A 21,149-nucleotide genomic window follows, 5' to 3' on the forward strand; every position below is an offset into this window, starting at 1 on the left:
GACCAGGTCACGGAGAGCTTCCACCGGATGGACGGCAAGACCCCGGTCATCCCGCTCGTCGAGTCCGCCGTCGGCATCGAGGAAGCCAACAACATCGCGAAGGCCCAGGGTGCTTTCCGCCTGGCCTTCGGCTCCGGCGACTTCCGCCGCGACACCGGCATGGCCGCCACCCCGGAGGCCATGGCCTACCCCCGGGCCAAGCTGGTGGTGGCCAGCCGCGTGGGCAACCTGCCGGGCCCCATCGACGGCCCCACGGTCGGCACCAACCACCCGATCCTGCGCGAGCAGACCGGCATCACCGTGATGATGGGCATGACCGGCAAGCTCTGCCTGGCGATCGACCAGACCCCGGTCATCAACGAAGTCATCAGCCCTACGCCGTCCGACGTCGCCTGGGCCACGGACTTCATGGCCGACTTCGAAGCCAACGGCCGCGTCATCCGGGACGGCTCCGACCTGCCGCGCCTGGGCCGCGCCGAGAAGATCATGAAGCTCGCGGTAGCCTTTGGCGTGAAGCCGGCCCTGTAGCCGCCCCGCCGCTGAAGGAGACCCCGTGACCGATACCCGTTATCTGGTCCACGGGGTCTTTTGGGATGGGCCCGCGCCCGGATCTCTGCCCGGGGCCGGGGAGTCCGACGGCGGACGCGCAGTGCTGCGCCTGCAGCCGCTCGGCGGCGATGGTGACGGCGGGGAAGCCCCGGACGCCTTCAGCGAACTGACGCTCGACGCCGGCACCCGGCTGGGTTTCCGGATCGCCGCCGCCGGCAAGGCCTGCCTGGGGCGCCATGTGGTCCACGGGCCGGCGGACCGGGACCACGTTCCCTGCCCGTCGCAGGAACCCGCGGAGCGGGGCAGCCAGTGCCGACGGTGCTTCGTTCTGGACGACTCCCGGCTGATCCACGACTTCCACCGCGGGGGACGGGTCCCGCCGGGCCTGCGCGCCTACCTCATGCAGCCGCACTGGCTCTACATCGCCACCTTCGCCGGCGGTGCCAGCAAGGTCGGAACCGCTTCCCACCTGCGCAAATGGAACCGCCTCGCCGAGCAGGGCGCCGTCGTCGCCCGTTACGTCGCCCGCGCCGAGGACGGTCGCGTGGTACGGATCCTTGAGGACATGATCACGCGCGACGCCGGGCTGCCGCAGCAGGTCCGCTCCGCCGCGAAGGCCGCAGCGCTGGCCGGGCCGGTGGCCGCCGTCGAACTCGACGCCCTCAACCGGCGGCTGGCCGCTGAAGTCCGGGATCTGCTGTCCAGGGTCCCCGCCGACGGCTTCGGGATCGTGGACGAGCCGTGGTTGCGGCCCGGCCTGGCGGAGGGCGCCTGCCTGCCAAACGGCGCTGGCGCGCGGGCCACACGGCACCCGTACCCGCACGGGTTCGATTCGGGGGACCACGGGTTCGGGATCGCCTCCCTGAGCGGCAGTTGCGCCGTCGCCGGTCTGGCCGGAACGGACCTGGAATTCATCGTGAACCTGGGACTGCTGAAGGCAAAGACGATTCTGCTGGGGGAGTACAAGTCCGACGTCCCGGCCGTGCAGGAATCCCTGTTCTGACGCTGAAATTCCCTGGTGATGCGCAAAATACCGGACGCCCCCGTATTCCGGCGTCGCCAGGCATTTTGAGTGTCGCCGGGCATTTTGCGCGTCGCCACGAAATTTGCGGCTCGCGGCGTGCGTCGCCGGCCCCGGTAGACTGGCACGGTGCTGAATGAATTCTGGGCCACCGCGTCAACCGCCTACAAGGTGCTCGTCTTCGGCGCCATGGGACTGATTGCCCTCGGCATCGTCCTCAACGTGGTGGGCAACAGCACTGGCAACCAGGCCCTGGCCCTCGCCTCACTGCCGGTGATCGGGTTGGGGCTGATCCTCCACCTTGCCGGGCTTGTGGTCCGCGGCCAGGCGATCCGGAAGAACCTCAAGCGCTAGCGGCCGCGTTCCGCAGCACATGGCTCCGGGCATGCTCCACGGCGTCCGGGAGGGACGTGAACAGGTGCTTGTGATGCCGTAGTGAGCGGATGACTCCCACGTTGGTGACGAGCTCCAGATGCTGTGGCTGGACCCCCTTCAGGAGGACCGTGACGCCGCGCAACTCCAGTGCGGAAATCACCTCCACGAGCGCGTGGGCGCCGGTGGCATCCAGCATCCGCAGCTGGGACAGCCGGATGATGGCCACCTGGATGTCTTTGACCTGGCCGATCTCCTGCAGGACCCGCTCCGCGGCGCCGAAGAACATCGCCCCGTCCAGTCGGAAAATCGCGATGTGCTCATCCCCGGGAAGCGTCGGCCCGGGAACCGCCTCGCGCCGGACCCCACTCAGGGAAGCGAACGTCCGCAGCGTGAACACGGCAGCCGCGGCGAATCCGATCTGGATGGCCACAATGAGGTCGAAGGCGACTGTAATGAAGGCCGTGATCACGAACACGGCGGCGTCGGCCCGGGTGGACCGCAGGATCGCCGTGACCGTGTGCCGCGAGACCATGCGTGTGGCCGTGACCATGAGGATGCCTGCCAGAGCCGCCAGCGGGATCCGTCCGACCAGCCCGGCCGCCAGGTAGATGATGGCCAGCAGCACGAGCGCGTGCACCATCGCGGCGAGCCGCGTCTTCGCACCGGAGCGGACATTCACAGCGGTCCGGGCGATCGCGCCCGTCGCCGGCATACCGCCGAAGAAACCCGCGGCGATCGAGGCCAGGCCCTGGCCCGTGAGCTCGCGGTCGGGGCTGTACGCGCCGGACGGGCGGCCGTCCGGGCCCGCCATGCCGGAGGCCACCCGGGCCGAGAGCAGGGATTCGATGGCGGCCAGCGTGGCGATCGAGACGGCAGGCATCAGAAGACCGCCCAGTGCGCCCGGATCCAGGGACGGCATGGACGGCGCCGGCAGGGAGTGCGGAAGCGCGCCGATCCGGGGGATGTCCAGCGCCAGCACCTCGGCCGCCACGGTGGCGAGCAACACCGCAATTAGGCTTGCGGGCAGTGCCTTGCTGAGCTTGGGCAACAGATACATCACGGCGGCGACACCTGCCACCACAGCAAGCGTTTGCAGCACGGCCGGGACGGTAGCCTGCGACGCGCTCTCGACGGCGGCCAGGAAGGTGTTGTGGCCCGGCGTTGCCTCGGTGCCCGTGGCCAGGGGGACCTGCTGCAGGAAGATGATGGCGGCGATGCCGAGCGTGAAGCCCTCCACGACGGGCCACGGGATGAAGGCGACGGCGCGGCCCAGTCCGCTCACCCCCAGGATCATGACAATCAGTCCGGCCAGTACCGAAACCAAGGCGATGCTGCCGACGCCGTGGGCGGCGACCACCGGGGCCAAAACCACCACCATGGCGCCGGTGGGGCCGGAGACCTGGACGTTGGATCCGCCCATGACGGCCGCCACCAGCCCGGCCACCACCGCCGTGATGAGTCCGGCCTCTGCCCCAACGCCGGAACTCACCCCGAAGGCCAGGGCCAGCGGAAGCGCCACAATGCCTACCGTGATGCCGGCGAACAAGTCCGTCTTCCAGGCGGACCGCAGAAGCCCATAGTCGCCTCGTGACGGCAGGAGCCGCGCCATGCGGCCCCGGGCAGTGACGGCTGCCCGGTCCGGGCGTGAGGTCTGGGCCGCGCTCACGGCGCTGTGCTCTCGGAGCTGTCGGTGTTCCCGAGACGGCCGGGGCTGCCTAGGGGACCCGAGCTGCCGAGGTGGCCGGCGGGCAGCTCCTGCGCCAGCCGAAGCTGTTCGCTGGATCCGGCCAGGCTGTCGAGCAGGAAGACCCGGGCGATCGCCAGCAGCTCCGCGATCTTGGGATGCGCCAGCCGGTAGGTCACGGCATTTGCCGTCCGGACCGACGTCACCACCCCGTGCCGGCGCAGCGTCGCCAGGTGCTGGGACAAATGCGAGGCCTCCAGACCCGTCTCGGCGAGCAGGTAGCTCACAGGGGCTGACGTGTCCGGCGCCGCGGCCAGAAGCTCCAGGATCCGGATCCTGGCCGGGTGGGCGAGGGCCTTGAACAGGTTGGCCTTGATTTCGTACAGCGGGGTCTGCGCGGGGGTGATCATGGGCGGAAGGGGATCATGGCAGGAGAACGCTTTCTCGCATCCAGCGGCATCGGTGCCCGGCAGGCTGCGATCACGAGTGGATTGATGGATTGATGTTTTCATCATATCGTATCGGTCAAGTCCCGCCCGGCCCGAGTCGGGCGCCGCGCCCGCCTGGCCCCGGTGCACACGCCCGAGTCGGGCGCCCCTCCCGCCCGGCGCGCACCCTGTCATGAAGCCGGGGCGCCGCGGGCGTGGCGATAGGCTGGAACCATGACTATCAATCCGGATCTGCAGGGGCGCAGCTACCCTGCCGCAGAGGTGTACAACGTCGGCCGCGAGAAGATCCGCGAGTTCGCACGCGCGGTCAAGGCCACTCATCCCGCCCACTTCGACGTCGCCGCGGCCAAGGCACTGGGCCACCTCGACCTCGTCGCGCCGCCGACCTTCGCCATCATCGTCGCCCAGCGCGCCGACGCGCAGCTGATCGAGGATCCGGAATCCGGCATCGACTTCTCCCGCGTGGTCCACGCCGACCAGCGGTTCACCCACCACCGCCCGATCATCGCCGGGGACCGGCTGGTCGCCGAACTGCACGTCGACGGCGTCCGCGCCATGGGCGGCGGGGCCATGATCACCACCCGCTCGGAGATCTTCGCCCTGGGCAGCAGCGATTCCGCCGATGTCCGCGAGCCGGTCGCCACCACCACCTCGTCCATCCTGGTCCGCGGAGAGGGACAGTAGCCATGAGCATCAACATCGCAGAACTTACGGTCGGCCAGGATATCGGCAGCCGCAGCATCGCCGTCACCCGCACCGACCTCGTCAAGTACGCCGGCGCATCCGGTGACTTCAACCCGATCCACTGGAACGAGGCCTTCGCCACGGGCGTGGGCCTGCCGGGCGTGATCGCCCACGGCATGTTCACCATGGGCGCGGCCGTCCAGCTCGTCACGGACTGGGCCGGCGACCCCGCTGCCGTCGTGGACTTCCAGACCCGCTTCACCAAGCCGGTGCCGGTGGCCGACACCACGGGGACGCCGGAAGCCGGCGCCGTGATCGAGGTCAGCGGCGCCATCGGAGCGCTCGACGCCGACGCCGGCACCGCCCGCGTCGACCTCACGGTCGTCTCAGCCGGTCAGAAAGTCCTGGTCAAGGCCCAGGCCGTCGTCAGGCTGGCGTAGCCCGTGGCGCTGCTGTGACCAAGGAGACCAAAGAGGCCTTCGTCCCGGCTGCCGAGATCACGCACTGGCGGAATGCCGTGGTGGTGGCCTACGCGGCCAGCGGAATCGCGTTTTCCACGTGGGTATCCCGGCTGCCGGCCATCCGCGACGGCCTGGACCTGACTCCCGGCACCATCGGGCTGCTCCTGCTCTGCCTGACGGCGGGGTCCTTCCTGTCCGTGTCCGCCTCGGGCCTGATTGTCCTTCGGCTCGGCTCCAAGCGCACCATCCGGATCGGCAGCATCATGGTCGGATTCGGGCTGATGCTGGCAGGCTTCGGCACCTCCGTGCTCGCCAACCCGGTGGCCGTCGCCGCGGGACTGTCAATCATCGGGCTGGGCACCGCCAGCTGGAACACGGCGTCCAACGTCGAAGGCGCCGCGGTGGAACGCGCCGTCCGCCGCCACATCATGCCACGGCTCCACGGCTCCTTTAGCCTGGGGACAGTGGCCGGAGCCGGGCTGGGTGCATGGGCTGCCGGCGCCGGGATCCCGGTCTTCTGGCACCTCGCCGCGGCCGGCCTGTTGGTGGCCGGCTCCGTGACCAGCGCGGCGGCGTGGTTCCGCGCCGACATCACACCGGTGCAGGGGGAACGGCCGTTCACCGCCTCCGGGACAGATACCTTCGAAGATCCCTCCACCGGGCCCATCCCCATCGTCCGGCAGGCGGACGCGGTCCCCGAACAGCCACTGGACAACAAGCGCCAGATCGCCCAGGCCTGGCGGGACCGGCGCACCCTGCTGCTGGGCGTGCTGGTCCTGGGCCTTGCCCTCGCCGAAGGGGCAGCGGGGGACTGGGTGGCACTGGCGCTCGCGGACGGCCACGGCCAGTCCGACGCTGCCGGGGCCGCCGGATACGGACTGTTCGTCACCTTCATGACGGTGGGCCGCTTCGCCGGAACGCTCGTGCTGGACCGGTTCGGCCGCGTCCCGGTGATGCGGTGGTGCGCCGCACTGGCAGTAGCGGGCCTCGGACTGTTCGTCTTCGCCCCCGTGCCGTGGCTGGCCTACGTGGCCCTGGCCATTTGGGGGCTTGGCGCCTCACTCGGTTTCCCGGTGGGCATGTCCGCCGCCGCCGACGATCCCGGCAAGGCTGCCGCACGTGTCTCCGTCGTCTCGACGATCGGCTACGGCGCGTTCCTGTGCGGTCCGCCGCTGCTGGGGCTCCTGGCCGAACACGTGGGCATCCTGCACTCGTTGCTGGCCGTGATGGTGATGCTGATCGGCAGCTTCCTGCTCTCCCCGGTGGCGCGCAAGCTCCCCACAGCCGTTCCCGCCGCGTAGCTAGGTACAATCCACCACCGGCTTAGGCCGGCGCACGATCCCGGCTAGGCTTGGTCAGGTGACCCCGATTCTGCTCTCCGCCCTGACCACCTCCGCTGTCGGCGGCCCCGCCGGCAGCTACATCGAAGCCCGCAGCGAGGCCGAGATCATCGATGCCGTGCGGACGGCGGACGCCGCCGGCCAACCCTTGCTGATCATCGGCGGCGGTTCCAACCTGCTGGTGTCCGACGACGGGTTCCCCGGAACGGTGCTGAAGATCGCCTCGGCGGGGTTCACCGTCAACGCCGAGGACTCCTGCGGCGGCGTGGCCGTGGTTGTGCAGGCCGGCCACAACTGGGATGCCTTCGTTGACCACGCCGTGAAGCATGCCTGGTCCGGCGTCGAAGCACTCTCCGGAATTCCCGGCGCCACGGGAGCTACTCCCGTGCAGAACGTCGGAGCCTACGGAGCCGACGTCTCGCAGACGATCGCCGCGGTCCGTACGTGGGACCGGGAACGCAACGCGGTCAAGACTTTCACGAATTCCGAACTCAAGTTCGGCTACCGCGACTCCGTCCTGAAGCAGGCCACCGTCAACGGCTCGCCGCGCTATGTGGTCCTTACCGTGGAATTCCAGCTCCCGCTCGGCCGGATGAGCGCCCCGATCCGCTACGCCGAACTCGCCCGGGCGCTCGGCGTCGAGCAGGGCCAGCGGGCCTACTCCAACGACGTCCGCCGGGAAGTGCTGCGGCTCCGGGCCGCCAAGGGCATGGTGTGGGACGCGGCCGACCGGGACACGTACTCGACAGGGTCCTTTTTCACCAACCCGATCGTGTCCGAGGACGTCGCGGCACGGCTGCCGCAGGACGCCCCACGCTACCCCGGCGGTGCCGACGGGCTGACCAAGCTCTCGGCGGCGTGGCTGATCGACCAGTCCGGCTTCGCCAAGGGCTTTGGGCTGGCCCCGGACAGTGTCTCGTGCGGCCGGGCATCGCTTTCCACCAAGCACACCCTCGCCATCACGAACCGGGGCGGGGCGAGCACAGCGGACATGCTGGCCGTTGCCCGCGAGGTGCGCCGTGGAGTCGTCGAACGCTTCGGGATCGAACTGCACCCGGAACCGCTGCTGATCGGCGTCGCCCTTTAGGAAAAGCCGGTCCTTTGGCGAAGGCCACCGCACCGGGGCCGCCCGCCGCCACGCCCGGGCAAGGGACGCAGCGAGGTCGGGTCGATTTCCCTAGAGCAACTCCTGAACGTGCAGGCTGAGCCACAAGACCACTGTGTCTTCGGGGTTGTCCACATCAATTCCAAAAAGTTCCCGGAGACGCCGCAGGCGGTAGCGGAGGGTATTTTGGTGCACTGAAAGTGCCGCCGAGGTTTTGGCGGAATCGCGGGAGAAATCGAGGTAAGTGCGTAAAGTGCTCGCGTATTCGGTTCCTGATTCGGCGTCGTACTTCCTCATGCTGGCAGCGGCCGGAGACACCAGGTGGGGCGTGTTTCGGAACAGTGCGCCGAGTTCCAGCAGGGTCAGGCGACTGCGCACTTCCTGAGCGTTGGCGTAGTCGCCGGGGCTCCGGCCGGAGGCGAGCATCAGCAAGACGAGGTCCGCGTCGTGCCGGGAGCGGCTGATGTCGGCAACGGCGATGACGGTCGAGCCCGTTGACGCCCGCAGCTTGACCCGCAGTGACGCCGCTGAACGCTCGATCAGGCGGCGCGCCAAGGTCTCAATGGATCCGGGGCCCGACGTGGGCGCATCGGCGAACAACGCATAAATAGTGGTGCCGATGAGTACACACTGCGCACCTTGCCGGTGCGTTTCGCATTGGGTCGTGACAAGGTCGACGAGGCGGATCAGGGACAGCTCGTCGGACTGGCCGAGCTCCAGTTGGAAAGCCGCGACGACGAAGGGACCTGAATGCGTCAGTCCGAGCTGTTCGGCTACAAGCTGGACGTCGTCTCCGCCTTCGAGGAGCCGGCGGAGGAGCTCGGCCCGTTGTTGCCGTGCAAGATCAATGGTGCTTCGTGCCCTCAGAATGTGGAGGACTGCGATATCCGCGGCGCGCTCCAGAGCCTGCTCCGCGTCGGAATCCAGGTCCCCGTGGGCGTCGACTACCCAGATAGACCCCAGCGGTTGGTTACCGGCACGAACGGCGATGGCCAGACGGTCCATCGCCGGACGGACCCCTTCAATGCGCACGGCGCCGCGGGACCGGAACACGCTGGCGTATTGACCGGCATTCTCGGGTAGGTAGGGAACCTGGCGGCCCAGAATTCCGTTCCGCCGGTCGTCGTCGATCGGTTGGTGGGAAAGGGTGGAGTATGCGAGAACTTGTTCCTGGAGGTTTTCGATGGCGGTGGCACCACCTACCAGTGCGGCAATGGCGTTGGCCAGGGCAAACAAGTCACCTACTCCCAGCGGTGAGAGCGAGCGGTTGGCTTCCGCCGAAGCACTGAGGGCAGATTCCAGGAGCGCGTCGAGTTGCCGCCACCCCACGGCGTCGTCTGCGACCAGCAGCGCTATGCCGGCCTGGTCAGCTGTGTTCGCGAGCTCTTCGATGTCCTGAGACAGCTGCTTGAGCACGATCGCGCCGAAGCCTGCTTGTGCTGCTTCCCGGACGATGAGGGGCGTTTGCGGTTCTGCGGGGTGGAGTCCTATCCCTAGCAAGATTCCTCCCCGGAACCCTTCCAAAGGTGCGAGGGGATCGTAGAGGGTCGGGCTCGTCAGGGAGAGTCTGGGTGAATTTCCGTGTGAGCGGAGAGCCAGTCCGGAGTTCGCAAGGACTTGCAGGAGGTCAGGCAAAGCGATGCTGCCCGGAGTTTTCGGGATGGGTTCCACAAGGCGTAAATCTACTGCCCGTAGTGCTGACCCACAAGCTTGAAGACTGATGATGGTGCCCAACACCGAAGTCAGCCCGTAGGGGGCAAGCCCATAGTTGATGCATGTCACTTATTGTTGAAGCTAGTCCAACAGCACACCAGGCCGGGAAAGCGGCAGCAGCGGCAGCATCCAGGGCCGGCGTCCTGGTCGTCGACGAACATGGCCGCGACAAGCTCAGGGATGTTGAAGAGCTGCTCATCGCGATCTGGGGCATGTCTCCCCACGGAGCGCCTATTCCTTTTGACTTGCTACGGAGCATTTCGCACGCGGGCTGCAATGTTTCCGCTGCGTACAACGCGGACGGGGCCCTGTGCGGAGCCGCCGTCGGCATCGTGTCCCCCGGCGGAACGGCTACCTATTCCCTGATCGCCGGTGTCCTGCCCGGCGCGGCGGACAAAGGGGTCGGTTTCGCCCTCAAACAGCATCAGCGGGCGTGGTCGCTTGCCCGCGGAATCGAAACGATGACGTGGACCTTTGACCCGCTGGTCAGCCGGAACGCGCGTTTCAACCTCACGAAACTCGGAGCCCATGCCTTCGAGTACGCGCGCGATTTTTACGGCGAAATGCACGACGACATCAACGCCAACGATGAAAGCGACCGGCTCGTCGCCGTTTGGCCCTTGTCCTCCGAGCGCAGCATCAGGTGCAGCGAAGGTTCCGTCGAAGAACTGGAACTGCCCGAGACGGCCCTGAACAACATCCTCGAGTACGGCCCGGACTCCAGACCGGTCCTCCTCGAAATGCCGGACACCCTCTGGTGCCGTGCACCCCAAGACATCGTGGCGCTGAGGGCCGCGAATTCCGATGAAGCAGGACTGTGGCGGTTGCGGATCCGCGGAATCTTCGAATCGGCCTTCGCGTCCGGCTACAACGCTTCCGGAGTCACCCGAACCGGCTGGTACCGGCTGACAAAAACCAACCAGGCATGACCCTTACCCAACACCAGGAGTACAGAATGCGACCCAGGAATCGTTCGGTTGCCGCGCGTATCGCGCGCCAGGCCCTCGGCGCTGCCAGCCTGACCCTCACCTTCGGACTAGCGGCCTGTTCGGGAGGAGCAGTGCCGGCGGCGGATTCGAAGACTTTGTCCGCCGCCGACGTCGACCCCGCCGCAGCAGCGGCCCTGCCAGAGCGCTACAAGTCGGCCGGAGTCATCAAGGTCGCCTCGGACATTCCGTATCCGCCGATGGAGATGTTCGATGAGAACCAAAAACTCACCGGCCTGGACTACGACCTTGCCCAGGCCTTGGGCGCGAAGCTCGGGGTGCGCCTGGAACTGCAGACCCAGGCTTTCGACAGCATCATTCCGTCGCTGCAGTCGGGCAAAAACGACATCATCATGTCAGGGATGAACGACACCGCCGAGCGCCAGGCGACCCTGAACTTCGTGGACTACTTTCACGCCGGGTTCTCCATCCTCGTGCCCAAGGGCAACCCGGACCGCATCACAACCGTGATGGACCTTTGCGGCAGGAACGTAGCCGTGCAGAAGGCGACTGTGCAGGCGGAGATTCTCCGCAGCTATGACCAGCAGTGCAAGGACAAGGGATCAGAACCGGTGCGCGTCTCCGAACTTCCGCTGGAAACGGATGTCCAGACGGCCGTCCGTTCAGGAAAGGCCGCAGCTGACGTCGTCGATTCCGCCGCGGCTGCATACGCCGCCAAGACCGCCGGGAACGGCAAGATCTTCGACATCGTCAAAGACCCGGCAAACCCTGCCGGCTACAACCCGGTCTACACCGGGATCGGTGTCCTTAAGAAGGATGCGGAGCTCGGCAAGGCCTTGCTGGCAGCACTCCAAGCGATCGTCGCCGACGGCAGTTATGGCACGATCCTTGAGAAGTACGACCTCTCGGACTACCGGGTCAAGGAAACCGGCCTCAACTTGGGTACGGCCAAACCATGAAACAGGCAAGCACGCTCCCATCCCCGAAAGTAGCGGCTGAGACCGCAACCGAAACCGCAATCGTCGGCACTGCCGAGGACGATGTCATAGCTGTTCCGTTGCGCCACCCTTGGCGCTGGGTAGTCGCGGCAGCGTTGGCCCTCGGGTTTGTGGCCCTTCTTTCATCGCTGTGGTCCAACCCGAACATCGACCACTCGACCATCAAAAACTACCTGTTCCATCCCCGGATCCTCGGCGGAATAGGCCTTACCCTGGCGTTGACGGCCATTTCCATGCTCGTGTCCACGCTGCTTGGCGTGCTGCTCGCGGTCATGCGCCTGTCCAGAAATCCGGTGATGAACGCCTTCGCCTGGCTCTACGTGTGGGTCTTCCGCGGCACCCCACTGCTGATCCAAGTCGTCTTTTGGGGCTACCTGGGGCTGCTCTATTCACAGATTTCCCTGGGCCTCCCGTTCACTGACTTCACGTTTTTCTCCATGGACACCAACGTTCTGGTTCCAGCGTTCACGGCCGGGCTGCTGGCCATGACGTTGAACCAGGCAGCGTATTCAGCGGAAATAATCCGGGGAGGGATGCTTTCAGTGGACACCGGCCAGCACGAAGCCGCGTATTCGCTCGGGATGTCACCAGCCTTCGCCCTTTTCCGGGTGGTGCTGCCGCAAGCGATGCGCGTGATCATTCCGCCGATGGGCAACGAGACCATCTCGATGTTGAAAAACACCTCGCTGTTGTCAGTCATCGCGGTACTCGAGCTCTATACCGTGGCAACGCAAATCTCTTCGCAGAGCCTGCGCCAAGTGGAACTGCTCGTAGTGGTCAGCTGCTGGTACCTATTCCTGACCACCGTGCTATCCGTTCCGCAGTACTACCTGGAACGGCACTACGGCCGTGGAAACGTACGCCAGCAGACCCCCACACCCCTGGACAGGATGATCTCCACACTCCGCAAACACGGCAAGCCCCGCGCAGAATCGAAAGGACTTCAGCCATGACCGATGCCCTCGCCACCCGTGAGCATGCGGTCGGCCCCGCCGCCTCGCCGCTCCTCGTTGCCAGCAACGTCCGCAAACACTACGGCAGCGTGGAGGTGTTGAAGGGCATCTCGCTGACCGTCAACGCCGGGGAGGTCATGTGCCTTCTAGGCCCGTCCGGTTCCGGCAAGTCCACCTTCCTGCGTTGCATCAATCATTTGGAACGGATCGACGGAGGACGGATTTCCGTCGGCGGGGACCTGATCGGCTATGCCCAGCGTCAGGACCGGATTTTTGAAATGAATCCCCGTCAAGTGGCCACGCAGCGGCGGGGCATCGGCATGGTTTTTCAGCGCTTCAATCTCTTCCCGCATATGACTGCCCTGGAGAACATCTCGGTTGCGCCGGTCGGAGTGAAGAAAGTGCCCAAGCAGCAAGCTTTAAAGCGCGGAATGGACTTGCTGGAGCGGGTGGGCCTGGCACACTTGGCGAAGGCCTACCCGGCGCAGCTATCCGGGGGGCAGCAGCAACGGGTTGCCATTGCCAGGGCACTGGCCATGGACCCCCAACTCCTGCTCTTTGATGAGCCGACGAGCGCCCTGGACCCGGAACTGGTGGGCGACGTCCTCGACGTTATGCGCACACTGGCCTCCGATGGCATGACCATGATCGTTGTCACTCATGAAATTGGCTTCGCCCGTAGCGCTGCGGACAACGTCGTCTTTATGGACGGCGGCGTGGTGGTGGAATCAGGAGCGCCGGCATCCGTGCTGGACAACCCGCAAAACCCCCGGACCATCGCATTCCTCAACAGCGTTATGTAAGAAGCCCGGATGCGCTGCCAAACCAGATGTCATGTTTGGCGGCCGGGCCCGGAACGCCCTGACTGCGCCTTTCCTCGTTCCTCGTTTCTTCCCGCCCTATGAACAGTGAGCCCTAAATGAAGATCTCCCGCGCCACCGTCACCCTCATTGATGTTCCGTTGCTGGAACCCTTCGTGGTCTCCTATGCCACGTACGCCTCAATGCCGAGCGTTATCCTTACCCTCGAGACCGACGACGGTTTAATTGGGTACGGCGAGAGCGTTCCGGACGGCCACATCACAGGAGAAACCCCCACCGGGACCGTCGAAGCCCTCAAAACCGAGTTACTTCCCGCCGTGATGGGTTTGGATCCCCGAGACATCACTGCCATCCATCAGCGGCTCGACCAGGCACTCAAGGGCTGCGGAGCAGCGAAGGCATCCGTCGACATTGCGTGCTGGGACCTGGCGGGAAAAGCAGCCGGGCGCCCGATCTACGCAATGCTCGGCGGCCGGCGGCCTGAACAGCCAACCATCGCCAAGGTATTGAGCATCCTGGAACCGGAAGTCCTGGTGGCACAAGCAATCCAAGCTCGCGGGGAAGGCTACCGCCATCTCAAAATGAAGCTCGGCAGCGATGACGGGCAGGACGTCGAGCGCGTGCGAGCGGTCCGGGCAGCGATCGGCAACGACATGGCCATTCGGGTGGACGCCAACCAGGGCTGGGGCGATACCGCCACCGCACGCACCATGATCCGCGCCCTTGAACCATTCGCAATTGACTGGGTAGAGCAGCCAATCCTCGCGGACGATATCGATGGCTTCCGGCTGCTCCGCAAGGACACGAGCGCCCGCCTCATGGCCGACGAGTCCGTGGTTGACGCCAGCGACATCGCGCAGTTCGTCCGCGAGCGCTCGGTGGACATGGTCAACCTTAAATTGATGAAGAGTGGCGGCATCACACCTTGTCATCGCCTTGCGACTCAGGCCGAACTCGGCGGACTCAAAGTGCAGATCGGTTCCATGCTGGAAACAAGCGTTGCCTCCGCTGCCGGTTTCCACCTGGCACTCAGCCACCCGAACATCGTTTCCACCGAACTCTCCGGTCCCATCAAGTTCGCCAAGGAACCTGGCGACCTCCAATACATTCTCCCCAACGTCCAGATCACTGAACGGCCCGGGCTCGGAGTCGACGTGGACACGGACATTCTTGCTGAACTCACCGTGAGTGAATGCGACGTCAGCGCGTGAGCGGCGGCGCCATGAGGCGGCGCCGGTTGGCGGAAATTTGGACCCACCTGCACAACCATCCTGAACCCAGCATGCAGGAATTCGGCACGGCAGAGTATCTCGCGGGACTTCTGGAGCAAGCGGGACTTGAGGTTCGCAGGTTCGAGTCCCTCCCGGGTTTCACGGCCGACGTCGGGACGGGTCCTCCGGTGATTGGACTGCGGGCAGAAATGGACGCCCTTGTGCAAAACACGGCCGCGGGGCCGACGGCGGTCCACTCCTGCGGTCACGACGCCAACATGGCAATCGTCGCCACCGTGATGCTGGAGCTGGGAGAACTCGGGGAACTGCTGGAAGGCTCCGTGCGGGCGATCTTCCAGCCGGCCGAGGAGTTGGGCAACGGTGCCGAGCACGTGGCTGCCCTGGGCGTGAGTGATGGGCTGAGGTATCTCTTCGGCGTGCACTTACGTCCGCAAGAAGAACTCCCGGCTCCATATTTCGCGCCATCCATTTCGCACGGATCATGCCTGTTTGCGGCGGGAACCATCACGGGGTCTGACCATCACGGGGCGCGTCCACACCTCGGGGCGAACGCCGTTGAGGTTGCGCTCGAAATCTCCGAGGGGTTGGGTCGCATAAGGGTTGACCCGCAGGTTCCCAGCTCGGCAAAGATGACTATGCTCCACGCCGGTGGGGAGAACCTCAACGTCATACCGGGCAGCGGAAGCTTCGGAGTGGACCTGCGCGCCCAAACCAATGAAGTCATGTCCGCCCTCCGCGCAGGACTCGAATCGGTCTGTGCACGGGTGGCTGCGTCAACAGGGACAGTGATCGACCTCGACTTCCGGGATGCCGTACCTGCGGCCATGATCGGACCCCGCGCCGAAGCCGCCCTTGAAGCGGCAGTGGCCACGGAACTGGGCGACGATCACTTGCGGCCACGGATTGTTACATCGGGATCGGACGACTTCCATTTCTACACACTGCGAAACCCCGAAATTCAGGCAGCCATGCTCGCCGTCGGAGCGAACGTCCAGCCAGGACTTCACGACCCGGCCATGATATTCGAAGCCGAATCCATGGAACGGGCGGTTGGCGTGCTCCTTGAAGCCTGCCTTCGCCCGGAACCGCTGCTGATCGGCGTCGCCCTTTAGGAAAGGCCCTTCAGGAAAAGCCGGCCTAGCGGTCCGTACGGCGGGGGGTCACTTTGCTGAAGAGCATGAAGGTGAAGCCGGAGGCCGCGGCCCCGAGCAGGAACACCTGGCAGAAGGCCACGGACTGGACGCTGGGCCCGCTTTGCAGCACGAGTCCGGCGCACGCAAATGCCACGGCGCCGGCGAGGAGGGCCAGCGAGCCGAGCAGGAAGGCCTGGACGGTGGCCGGAAACTCCCCGGCGTAGTCGAGCTGAAGGTCCCGGCCGCGCGGGGCCACGCTTCCGGGCTTCGCGCCTTCCCGGACCCGGGCGCGCGGCTGCAGGGCCGCCGCCGTGACGAAGCTGGCCACGGAAACAGCCATGCACAACCCGGCCACCAGTTGCAGGGTGCTCATCATGGGCGAAAGCCGCGTCCCGCTGGCAATTGCGACGGCGAGTCCGGCAGCCATGCCGGCGGCGCTGGAGGCCCAGCCCAGCAGGGCCAGCTTCCGGCACAGGGGCCGCAGTTGCGGCCACACGTCACTCATAGTCATGCATCAAGGGTAATGAGGCCCGCTGTACGGCGGCTGGGAGCAACCGGGCAACAAGCCGGGCAAGCAACCCGGCAGAAAACCCGGCTAACCCGGCAGTGGACGAAGCCGTCCAGGCATTGCCCGGCCTACCATTGACACGTGACAGCAGCGACAGGCACCCGGCTTAGCCCCGGCATCATCGGCAGGCTGCGGCTGGCCGCGCAGGGTCTGCTGGGGCCAGGGTTTCAGAGCGTCCCGGACGCCGTCCGCCGAATGACGGCCATGCAGGCGCAGGATCTGCCGTCCGTTCTCTGGGCTGTCGGCCAGCGGGTGCCGGGGTCCCGTGTTGACGATGTCCGCGCCGCCCTGGACCGGGGGGAGATAGTCCGCTCCTGGCCGATGCGCGGCACCTTGCACGTGCTGGCTCCCGAGGACCTGAAGTGGATGCTGGCCATTACCTCCGGCCGGCTGATCCGCGGCCTGGCCGGGCGCCACCGGGAGCTGGAGATCACCGCCGCGGACCTTGACGCCGCCGCGGACACCGCGCTGCAGCTGGTCTCCGGAGGAGCAGCCGCCAGCCGGACGGAGCTGTTTCAGGCCTTGGAACGGGCGGGCCAGTCCACGGCCGGCCAGCGCGGCATTCATCTGCTCGGCGCCCTGTGCCAGCGGGGATTGCTGGTGCAGGGTCCGCTGGCCGGCAACCACCAGCTGATCGTGGCTTTCGACGACTGGATCACCGGGTCGCGCACCCTGGACCGGTCAGAAGGTATCGCCGAATGGTTGCTGCGTTACTTCCGCAGCCACGGCCCCGCCACGGAACGTGATTTTGCCTGGTGGTCCGGCCTTCCGCTGACGGAAACCCGGGCCGCCTTGGCACAGGTGAAGGACCAGCTCGTGGAGCTGCGGCTCGAGGAGGGGACCAGCTACTGGCTCTCGCCCGAAACGGCGGCGCTGCTCGACGACGGCGTCCCCGGGCAGCGCACCGTGCTGGCACTGCCGGGGTTTGACGAATTCCTGCTCGGCTACGCGGACCGGTCCCTCGTGCTGCCGGCCGAGCATGCGGACAGAATCGTCCCGGGCGGCAACGGCGTGTTCAAGAAGACCATTGTGGCGGGCGGCGGGGTGATCGGCACCTGGGCGGGACCGGCGGGCCGCCGGGGCGGCGACGTCGTGCCCGAACCCTTCGATGCCGTTAACGGGTTGCGGCCTGCCGCCCAAAAATCCTTTGAGCTGCAGGCCGCGAAGTACCGCAGATATCTTGGTGCCGGAACGGGTTCCTGACGAGCCCTAGAGGGTTCCGGTGGCGATGCGGAGCATGCGGCGCAGCGGCTCGGCGGCGCCCCACAGCAGCTGGTCACCGACCGTGAACGCGCTGATGTACTGCGGGCCCATCTCCATCTTGCGGATGCGTCCCACCGGAATGTTCAGGGTTCCGGACGCCGCCACAGGGGTGAGATCGGCCATCGAGGCTTCCTTGGTGTTCGGCACCACGTGGGCCCACTCGTTGTCCGCGTCCAGGAGCTTCTCGATCTCGGCGACCGAGAGGTCTTCGCGCAGCTTCAGGGTCAGGGCCTGGGAGTGCGAGCGCATGGCGCCGATCCGGATGCACAGCCCGTCCATGATGACGTGGTCTTCGGCCGAAGTGCCGAGGATTTTGTTGGTCTCCACTCCGGCCTTCCACTCCTCCTTGGACTGGCCATTGCCGAGGTCGGCGTCGATCCAGGGGATGAGGGAGCCTGCCAGCGGTACGCCGAACTGCGTGGCGTCGATGTCGGTGCGCTGGTGCGCCAGGACCTTCCGGTCGATTTCCAGGATGGCCGACGCCGGGTCGCTCAGTTCGCTGCTGACCTCCGCGTTGAGGGTGCCGAACTGGTTCAGCAGTTCACGCATGTGGCGTGCCCCGCCGCCGGAGGCTGCCTGGTACGTCATGGAGGTGCCCCACTCGACGAGGCCGTTCTTGAACAGCCCGCCGAGGCCCATGAGCATGCAGGACACGGTGCAGTTGCCGCCGATGTAGTCCTTCACACCGCCGGACAGGCCGGCGTCGATGACATCCCGGTTGATGGGGTCCAGCACGATGATGGAGTCATCATTCATGCGCAGGGTGGACGCGGCGTCGATCCAGAGGCCGTCCCAGCCCCGGCTGCGCAGCTCGCCGTGGACCTGCTTGGTGTAGTCGCCGCCTTGGGCGGTGACAATAATGGGCAGCTTCGCCAGCGTCTCGACGTCGAACGCGTCCTCAAGCTTGCCGGCCGCGCCCGCGGCAGCACCGGCAATTGCCGGGGCGGCACCGCCCGCGTTCGAGGTGGAGAAGAAGACCGGGTTGATGTTGGCGAAGTCGCCCTCGTCCTGCATACGCTGCATCAGGACGGAACCGACCATGCCACGCCAACCGACCAGGCCGACGGACGGGGTAGCTGCTGTAGTCATGGGCCCAGTTTAGACTTCACCGGCCGCAGGACGCAGTCGGTTACGTCACGCGGGCGCGGACGACGCCGGGCCGGGAGGCGGCTGGCGCTAGTCGCCGTGCGGGTCTTCCAGCAGCGCCGCTTTGCGTCGGCGCAGCGCAAAGACCGCCCCGAACGCGAAGACCTGGGTCACCACCACCAGCACGATGGCACCGGGGATCTTGTTGCCGCCCAGGATCATGGTCAGTCCCACGATCGCCGAGAGCAGCGCCATCAGGGGCAGGAGCATGTACCCCAGGACAAAGAGTGTCTCGGGCTTCCTCAGCACTATTTGGCCTCCGTCCGGCGCCATAGCGTGACCCGGTAGCGGGTGCCGCTGGCGGACGTCAGCCAGCCGTTGGCGGGAAGGCTGGCCGAGGCGGCCCATTCGTAGCCGAGTTCGGGCGCGAAGGTGTCCCCTTCCGCCGTGGTGTCGATCGTGGTCACAACCGCGACGTCGGCAAGGTCCAGTGCCTGCGCGTAGATGCTTCCGCCGCCGATGATCCAGACCATCTCGTGGCCGGGGGCGAACTGCGATTCCAGGAGAGCATCGTCGAGGGACCTGACGGCGACGGCACCGGCCGCCGCGGGCGTTCCGCCCCAGGCTTCCTGGCGGGTGATGACGATGTTCGTCCGGCCGGGCAGCGGGCGGAACTTCTCCGGGAACGATTCCCAGGTCTTGCGGCCCATGATGACCGGGTGGCCGGCGGTGAGGCTGCTGAAGTGCTTGAGGTCCTCGGGCAGGTGCCACGGCATGGCGCCACTTTTGCCGATGACGCCGGTGCTGGTCTGGGCCCAGACCAGCCCCAGGCCGGTGGTGGAGGCTCGGAGTTGCTCGGTGAAATCGCCGGGCTGCACGCCCGGGGTCTTTTCTGTGCTCATACGGCTATCGGGGCCTTAATCGTCGGGTGGTGCTGGTATCCGATCACCTCGAAGTCCTCGAAGGTGTAGTCGAAGATGGAGTCAGGCTTGCGGGTGATCTTCAGCTGCGGGTAGTCGTAGGGCTCACGGGCGAGCTGTTTGAGGACCTGGTCCATGTGGTTGTCGTAGATGTGCACGTCTCCGCCGGTCCAGACGAATTCGCCCGGTTCCAGGCCGGTCTGCTGGGCCAGCATGCAGGTCAGCAGCGCGTAGGACGCGATGTTGAAAGGTACGCCCAGGAAGGTGTCCGCCGAGCGCTGGTAAAGCTGGCAGGAGAGTTTGCCGTCGGCCACGTAGAACTGGAAGAACGCGTGGCAGGGCGGCAGGGCCATGTCCTTGAGCTCGGCGACGTTCCACGCCGAGACGATGTGCCGGCGCGAGTCCGGGTTGGACTTGAGGTTCTCGACGAGTTCGGCGATCTGGTCGATGTGGCCGCCGTCGGGCGTGGGCCAGGAGCGCCACTGGACCCCGTAAACGGGGCCGAGCTCCCCGTCGGCGTCGGCCCATTCGTCCCAGATAGTCACGCCCTGGTCCTGCATCCATTTGACGTTGGTGTCGCCGCGCAGGAACCACAGCAGCTCCACGGCCACGGACTTGAAGTGCACCCGTTTGGTGGTGATGAGCGGGAAGCTTTTGCTCAGGTCAAAGCGTAATTGGCGACCAAACACGCTGAGGGTGCCGGTTCCGGTACGGTCCGATTTGTGCGTGCCGTGCTCGAGGACGTCACGCAACAGGTCTTCATAGGGCGTAGGAATGCTCACGGTTCCAGTCTAGAGGTCCGGTCCAAGGCTTCGCAGTGTGAAGGCACCGGGCAGCAGAGCGCCACGTGTTGCGGGACGTCAGTCGTCGAAGGGCCTGAATCGCTCCACGGCAACCACCTTGTTCTTGCTGCCGTGGGCCACGTGGCAGACGATCATCTCGCCCGGGGCCAGGTATGGGTCCGAGGACGGCAGTTCGTCCCGGAGGCGGGAGTTCATGTGTTTTTCGAGTTGTTTCAGGACGGTCGGCAGCGCCGGGCGGTGCGTGCACAGGGCCACGGCCCGCTGCTTGTCGAACAGTGCCTCGACGGCGGCAGCAGTCTTGTGCGGGCTGCGGCCGTGCCGGTGCTCGGTGAGGGCCTCGTTGAGCTTCACCTTGGCGTCGGCCGCCTTCGCGTAGGGCGCGATGGTGGCCACGCACCGGAGCCACGGGCTGGAGACGATCCGCGCCGGCTTCCAGGCCTGCAGGAGCCGGCCCACCGCCTGCGCCTGCCGCATGCCGGTCGCGGCCAGCGGGCGGTCACCTTCGGCCTTGCTCCAAGAGGAGCGCGGCTTGGCCTTCGCGTGGCGGACCACCAGCAGGGGCCAGGTCTTCAGTTCCCCGCGGGCATGGGCCGATGCCAGATGCTCAAGCGGCTCGACATCGCTGGGGTTGCTCAGCAGCCGGGCGGCCTTTTCGGGTGAACACCACATGATGCTGTCCACTTCCTTGCCGTCCGGCACCAGCGCAGCGCCGTTGACGTCGACAGCCCAGTAGTGCACCACCTTCAGCCCGGCGGGCACGTGGTAGTGGATGGGCGGAAGCGGGATCCCGAGAGGCGCAACGAGCCCGATTTCTTCCCAGACCTCGCGGACGGCGCATTCCGGGATGGTCTCGCCGGGATCGATCTTTCCCTTTGGCCAGGACCAGTCGTCATACCGCGGGCGGTGAATCAGCAGGACCTCAAGCTGGTCTTTGTTTACCGAATTGAGGCGCCACGGAATGGCGCCGGCTGCCGTGACGGCAACCGGCTCGCCGGGCTGGTCCGTCTGGTCCGCAACCAGTGCATCGCTGCTCACACTCACGGC

At 66.3% G+C, this 21,149-nt stretch carries 23 protein-coding genes; 14 read left to right on the plus strand and 9 right to left on the minus strand.

Annotated features, from left to right (window positions below):
• From BLR03_RS09135 to BLR03_RS09145, 3 genes are all read left to right on the plus strand, one after another.
• The coding region (locus BLR03_RS09135) for an HpcH/HpaI aldolase/citrate lyase family protein (RefSeq protein ID WP_254788331.1) at window positions 1-528 on the plus strand (528 nt) is incomplete at its 5' end.
• A 25-nt stretch (window positions 529-553) separates the two neighbouring features.
• Window positions 554-1,552 carry a DUF2797 domain-containing protein gene (locus BLR03_RS09140; RefSeq protein ID WP_091251886.1) on the plus strand — a complete coding sequence of 333 codons (999 nt, stop codon included), beginning with the start codon at window positions 554-556 and terminating at the stop codon, window positions 1,550-1,552.
• 147 nt (window positions 1,553-1,699) lie between these two features.
• A complete protein-coding gene (locus BLR03_RS09145) occupies window positions 1,700-1,924 on the plus strand; it encodes a DUF3188 domain-containing protein (RefSeq protein WP_091251888.1) in 225 nt (74 codons plus the stop codon).
• On the opposite strand, the gene BLR03_RS09150 is transcribed toward BLR03_RS09145, so the two are convergent.
• Window positions 1,914-3,554 (minus strand): SulP family inorganic anion transporter, encoded by a 1,641-nt coding sequence (locus BLR03_RS09150; protein WP_175460482.1) that lies wholly within the window; start codon window positions 3,552-3,554, stop codon window positions 1,914-1,916. The two genes, BLR03_RS09145 and BLR03_RS09150, sit on opposite strands and share 11 nt — an antisense overlap.
• A 53-nt stretch (window positions 3,555-3,607) precedes the next feature.
• A complete protein-coding gene (locus BLR03_RS09155; protein WP_091251892.1) occupies window positions 3,608-4,039 on the minus strand; it encodes an ArsR/SmtB family transcription factor in 432 nt (143 codons plus the stop codon).
• Window positions 4,040-4,291: 252 nt separating this feature from the next.
• On the opposite strand from BLR03_RS09155, the gene BLR03_RS09160 reads away from it, so the two are divergent.
• The 4 genes from BLR03_RS09160 to BLR03_RS09175 are packed head-to-tail and all read left to right on the plus strand — an operon-like array spanning window position 4,292 to window position 7,650.
• Complete coding sequence (locus tag BLR03_RS09160) at window positions 4,292-4,762, plus strand: FAS1-like dehydratase domain-containing protein (protein ID WP_091251893.1); 471 nt, start codon at window positions 4,292-4,294, stop codon at window positions 4,760-4,762.
• A 2-nt stretch (window positions 4,763-4,764) separates the two neighbouring features.
• Entirely contained in the window at window positions 4,765-5,202 is a 438-nt protein-coding gene (locus BLR03_RS09165) for a MaoC family dehydratase (RefSeq protein WP_091251894.1), read from the plus strand.
• Window positions 5,203-5,216: 14 nt separating this feature from the next.
• Window positions 5,217-6,524 carry an MFS transporter gene (locus BLR03_RS09170; RefSeq protein ID WP_091251895.1) on the plus strand — a complete coding sequence of 436 codons (1,308 nt, stop codon included), beginning with the start codon at window positions 5,217-5,219 and terminating at the stop codon, window positions 6,522-6,524.
• A 58-nt stretch (window positions 6,525-6,582) separates the two neighbouring features.
• Entirely contained in the window at window positions 6,583-7,650 is a 1,068-nt protein-coding gene (locus tag BLR03_RS09175; protein ID WP_091251896.1) for a UDP-N-acetylmuramate dehydrogenase, read from the plus strand.
• A 90-nt stretch (window positions 7,651-7,740) separates the two neighbouring features.
• On the opposite strand, the gene BLR03_RS09180 is transcribed toward BLR03_RS09175, so the two are convergent.
• Window positions 7,741-9,168 (minus strand): PucR family transcriptional regulator, encoded by a 1,428-nt coding sequence (locus tag BLR03_RS09180; protein ID WP_091251898.1) that lies wholly within the window; start codon window positions 9,166-9,168, stop codon window positions 7,741-7,743.
• A gap of 275 nt (window positions 9,169-9,443) precedes the next feature.
• On the opposite strand from BLR03_RS09180, the gene BLR03_RS09185 reads away from it, so the two are divergent.
• The 6 genes from BLR03_RS09185 (at window position 9,444) to BLR03_RS09210 (ending at window position 15,444) form a co-directional block, all read left to right on the plus strand.
• Window positions 9,444-10,310, plus strand: coding sequence for a hypothetical protein (locus BLR03_RS09185; protein ID WP_091251900.1), 867 nt, complete (start codon window positions 9,444-9,446; stop codon window positions 10,308-10,310).
• A gap of 26 nt (window positions 10,311-10,336) precedes the next feature.
• On the plus strand, window positions 10,337-11,287 hold the full coding sequence (locus tag BLR03_RS09190) for an ABC transporter substrate-binding protein (RefSeq protein ID WP_091251902.1): 951 nt from the start codon (window positions 10,337-10,339) through the stop codon (window positions 11,285-11,287).
• The gene (locus tag BLR03_RS09195) at window positions 11,284-12,279 is read left to right on the plus strand and encodes an amino acid ABC transporter permease (protein WP_091251903.1); all 996 of its coding nucleotides are present in this window, start codon (window positions 11,284-11,286) and stop codon (window positions 12,277-12,279) included. Before BLR03_RS09190 ends, BLR03_RS09195 begins: the two co-directional genes overlap by 4 nt.
• Complete coding sequence (locus tag BLR03_RS09200; RefSeq protein WP_091251905.1) at window positions 12,276-13,082, plus strand: amino acid ABC transporter ATP-binding protein; 807 nt, start codon at window positions 12,276-12,278, stop codon at window positions 13,080-13,082. Before BLR03_RS09195 ends, BLR03_RS09200 begins: the two co-directional genes overlap by 4 nt.
• A 116-nt stretch (window positions 13,083-13,198) precedes the next feature.
• Window positions 13,199-14,311 carry a mandelate racemase/muconate lactonizing enzyme family protein gene (locus BLR03_RS09205; protein WP_091251907.1) on the plus strand — a complete coding sequence of 371 codons (1,113 nt, stop codon included), beginning with the start codon at window positions 13,199-13,201 and terminating at the stop codon, window positions 14,309-14,311.
• A complete protein-coding gene (locus BLR03_RS09210; RefSeq protein WP_091251908.1) occupies window positions 14,293-15,444 on the plus strand; it encodes an amidohydrolase in 1,152 nt (383 codons plus the stop codon). The genes BLR03_RS09205 and BLR03_RS09210 overlap by 19 nt, the downstream gene beginning before the upstream one ends.
• Before the next feature lie 25 nt (window positions 15,445-15,469).
• Here the strand turns inward: BLR03_RS09210 and BLR03_RS09215 are convergent, their stop codons facing one another.
• On the minus strand, window positions 15,470-15,976 hold the full coding sequence (locus BLR03_RS09215; protein ID WP_254788334.1) for a hypothetical protein: 507 nt from the start codon (window positions 15,974-15,976) through the stop codon (window positions 15,470-15,472).
• Between the two features lie 138 nt (window positions 15,977-16,114).
• Here BLR03_RS09215 and BLR03_RS09220 point away from each other — a divergent pair, with 138 nt between their 5' ends.
• Window positions 16,115-17,236, plus strand: coding sequence for a winged helix DNA-binding domain-containing protein (locus tag BLR03_RS09220; RefSeq protein WP_091251913.1), 1,122 nt, complete (start codon window positions 16,115-16,117; stop codon window positions 17,234-17,236).
• Between the two features lie 6 nt (window positions 17,237-17,242).
• On the opposite strand, the gene asd is transcribed toward BLR03_RS09220, so the two are convergent.
• The 5 genes from asd to BLR03_RS09245 form a co-directional block, all read right to left on the minus strand.
• A complete protein-coding gene (gene asd, locus BLR03_RS09225; RefSeq protein WP_091251914.1) occupies window positions 17,243-18,385 on the minus strand; it encodes an aspartate-semialdehyde dehydrogenase in 1,143 nt (380 codons plus the stop codon).
• A gap of 87 nt (window positions 18,386-18,472) precedes the next feature.
• Window positions 18,473-18,691 carry an NF038396 family protein gene (locus tag BLR03_RS09230; protein ID WP_091251916.1) on the minus strand — a complete coding sequence of 73 codons (219 nt, stop codon included), beginning with the start codon at window positions 18,689-18,691 and terminating at the stop codon, window positions 18,473-18,475.
• Window positions 18,691-19,284: a dihydrofolate reductase gene (locus BLR03_RS09235; protein WP_091251918.1), complete on the minus strand. Its 594-nt coding sequence runs from the start codon at window positions 19,282-19,284 to the stop codon at window positions 18,691-18,693. Before BLR03_RS09235 ends, BLR03_RS09230 begins: the two co-directional genes overlap by 1 nt.
• The gene (locus BLR03_RS09240; protein WP_091251919.1) at window positions 19,281-20,084 is read right to left on the minus strand and encodes a thymidylate synthase; all 804 of its coding nucleotides are present in this window, start codon (window positions 20,082-20,084) and stop codon (window positions 19,281-19,283) included. Before BLR03_RS09240 ends, BLR03_RS09235 begins: the two co-directional genes overlap by 4 nt.
• Before the next feature lie 78 nt (window positions 20,085-20,162).
• Window positions 20,163-21,140, minus strand: a complete 978-nt coding sequence (locus BLR03_RS09245; protein ID WP_091251922.1) for an NUDIX hydrolase — start codon at window positions 21,138-21,140, stop codon at window positions 20,163-20,165.
• Window positions 21,141-21,149 lie beyond the last annotated feature (9 nt).

This window comes from Arthrobacter sp. ok909 (assembly GCF_900104405.1).
Classification (GTDB): domain Bacteria; phylum Actinomycetota; class Actinomycetes; order Actinomycetales; family Micrococcaceae; genus Arthrobacter; species Arthrobacter humicola.